This is a genomic window from Kocuria sp. APC 4018 (genome assembly GCF_030407675.1).
In the GTDB taxonomy this organism is placed as follows: Bacteria; Actinomycetota; Actinomycetes; order Actinomycetales; family Micrococcaceae; genus Kocuria; species Kocuria rhizophila.
This window is the reverse complement of sequence record NZ_JASDCY010000108.1, coordinates 1-2,635: the sequence shown is the minus strand read 5'-3', so window position 1 is coordinate 2,635 and position 2,635 is coordinate 1. Positions and strand designations below refer to the sequence as shown.

At 71.3% G+C, this 2,635-nt stretch carries 4 protein-coding genes; 1 reads left to right on the top strand and 3 read right to left on the bottom strand.

What is annotated here, in order from left to right; all coding sequences use genetic code 11:
- Positions 1–49: 49 nt before the first annotated feature.
- Positions 50–679 carry an HRDC domain-containing protein gene (locus QL985_RS11970; protein ID WP_356766092.1) on the top strand — a complete coding sequence of 210 codons (630 nt, stop codon included), beginning with the start codon at positions 50–52 and terminating at the stop codon, positions 677–679.
- A gap of 28 nt (positions 680–707) precedes the next feature.
- Here QL985_RS11970 and QL985_RS11965 read toward each other — a convergent pair whose 3' ends face one another.
- The 3 genes from QL985_RS11965 to QL985_RS11955 form a co-directional block, all read right to left on the bottom strand.
- Complete coding sequence (locus QL985_RS11965) at positions 708–1,556, bottom strand: alpha/beta fold hydrolase (RefSeq protein WP_259905307.1); 849 nt, start codon at positions 1,554–1,556, stop codon at positions 708–710.
- Between the two features lie 65 nt (positions 1,557–1,621).
- The gene (locus QL985_RS11960) at positions 1,622–1,879 is read right to left on the bottom strand and encodes a DUF6480 family protein (protein ID WP_039100644.1); all 258 of its coding nucleotides are present in this window, start codon (positions 1,877–1,879) and stop codon (positions 1,622–1,624) included.
- 219 nt (positions 1,880–2,098) lie between these two features.
- Positions 2,099–2,572: a MarR family winged helix-turn-helix transcriptional regulator gene (locus tag QL985_RS11955; RefSeq protein WP_012399394.1), complete on the bottom strand. Its 474-nt coding sequence runs from the start codon at positions 2,570–2,572 to the stop codon at positions 2,099–2,101.
- Positions 2,573–2,635: the final 63 nt, after the last annotated feature.

The window sequence follows — 2,635 nt, the reverse complement described above, 5'->3', positions numbered from 1 at the left end:
CGAGACCATCATGAACCCGGCCGTGAGCCTCGCGGCCTGACACCCCCAACTGTCACCTAAATGTGCGGCAGTCCCGCTGCTGTCCACGCTCATCCGGCTGCAGCGCGAACGCGGTGAGCAGTTCGGTTCCGGCAAGGTGTTCGACATCCTGCTCGGTCGCTCGAACGACCGCACGGAGGCCTCCCGTCACCAGGAGCTCAGCGTGTGGGGAATCGGCCAGGAGCTGTCCCAGCAGGAGTGGCGGTCCGTGCTGAGGCAGCTGCTGGCGCGCCGGGTGGTGGAAGCCGTGGGTGACTTCGGCGTGCTGGTTCCCGGACCGGAGGCCGGGCCCGTGCTGCGCGGTGAGGGTGCCCTGGAGCTCGCGGTGGACCGGGCCCCCGCCGCGCGTGGCGGCGGCCGGTCTCGCGGTGGTGCGGGCGGCGGGCGCTCACGCGCCGCGGACACGCTGGACGAGGCCGCCAAGGAGACCTTCGAGGCCCTGCGCGAGTGGCGGACCTCCGTGGCCAAGGAGAAGCAGATCCCGCCCTACATGGTGTTCTCGGACGCCACGCTCGTGGGCATCGTGGAGGCGGCTCCGGCCTCGACCGCTCAGCTCAGCGGCATCAGTGGCGTGGGCGCCAAGAAGCTCGCCGAGTACGGGGACGCCGTGCTGGAGGTGCTGGGCTCCTCGGTCTCCTGAGACCGAGGACCGAGGCGGCTGGCCGGTGTCAGCTGGCCGTGACGGAGGAGATCCGGTCCGCGATGGCGTCCGCCACCCGGCCGGCCTCGCGCTCGGGAAGCCAGTGCCCGGCGTCGAGCTCGATGAACTCGTACGGTGCGTGCACGTACACCTCAGTCTCCTCCGCGGCCGTGCGGCCCAGGGCGGGATCCCGGTTGCCCCACACGAAGGTGGTGGGCACCGTGATGATGCCGTTGCCGGCATGTGAGCCGGTCACGCCGTCCTTGCGGAACATCGCGCGGTACCAGTTGATGGGTCCGCGCAGGTCCTCGGCGGTGGAGAACCGCTGTCCGTAGCGGGACGCGGCGTCCTCGCTGATCCCCTGCTTGCGGGCGATCGTGCCGATTCTTCCCGCGAGCAGCCGCTCCGGTGCGCCGGGGATCTGGAACATGCCGATGTACCAGGACTTCTTGAGCTGGTCCGCGGTCTTCAGGGCGTGACCCAGGGCGGTGGGGTGCGGCGTCGAGAGCACGGTCAGGGACGTCACCCGCTCCGGGGCGCGCAGGGCAATGTCCCACGCGAGCACCCCGCCCCAGTCGTGGCCGACCAGGTGGAACCGCTCGGCGCCGGCTTCGTCCGCGAGAGCCAGCGCGTCCCCGGAGAGCTCCTCGCGGCGGTACGCGGCCAGCTCGGTGGGCCGGGCGCCCGGTGAGTATCCACGCTGGTCCATGGCGAGGGTGCGCAGCCCCTGGGCGTTCAGCCGCTCGGCGACGTGCTCCCAGCAACGGGCGTCCTGCGGGAAGCCGTGCAGCAGCAGGACCACGGGACCGTCCTCCGGGCCCTGGTCGAGAACGTCGAACGTGAGTCCCTGTCGCGTGAAGCTGGTGATCCGAGTCATGCTCCCACCCTATGGCGCACGGAGGGGCTCGTCAGCCGTGGCCGCGGGCCTGGGGCGGGGCGGGTCTAGAAGAACCCGATGACGCGCCCGATGACGGCCAGGACGATGAACAGCGCCACCACCACGGCCAGGCCGATCAGGACAATCTTGCCCACGGCGCCCTCGCCGGGGCGCTCGCGGTCCACCTCGTTGTTGGTGGGTCCCACGCCAAGTCCCTCGGCGGGCGGGGTGTCCCCCTCCACGCTGTACCCGGAGTGCTCATTGGCTGCTGCGGCCGCCTTGCTGCGGTCCCGCTCGGATTCCTCCGGATTGATGTCTGCCACCGTGGCCCACTTCCTGGGTGCTCGTGCGGAGTTGGTGGAGCCACTGTAGCAAGCAGGCTGAGTATTTGGGGCTCAGTCCTTCGTCATCACCTCTGCGTGCGGCGGGGTGCCGGGGTCGTGTGGTGGGGGGCGCTGGACTGGATTGCACCCGGAGGGGGTTCGCGGGGCTCCTGCAGATCCGGCGGCACCGCGCGCGGACGGCCCGGGCGGCGTCGTGTGCTAGGACTCGGTGGGGTAGTCGCGCGGCCAGCTGTGGCCGAGACTCGCCTCCACGCTCTCGTTGAAGCGGCGGGTGAGGTGGGCCAAGGTGGCGACGTCCTCCGCGGACCAGTCCCGCGTGAAGCGCTCGAAGGACTCCCGGCGGGCGTGGAACTCCTCCTCCAGGCGGCGCAGGCCCTCCTCGGTGGGGCGGTGCTTGCGGGCCACGCCGCCCTCGGGGTCCTTGATGCGCTCGATCAGCCCGCTCTTCATGGCGGCGGCCACCTGGCGGTGGACGGTGGAGATGTCCAGGCCGAAGGACTGCGCGAGCTCGGCCACGCTCATGGGGCCGCCGGCCTGCAGGCGGGCGAGGAGCACGGTGGAGCTGCGGTCCAGCGCCTCGGTGCGTGACTGCGGGGGTGCGCCCTGGAGGGCGTATCGGGAGAGCAGCATGTGCTCGTAGACCAGCTCGCTCACGGAATCCTCGCTCTGCACGGGTCCATCCTTTCATTTCTCGTTCGTCCGCGGTCCGCGCGCGGGGTGCGGGGGCCGCGGGGG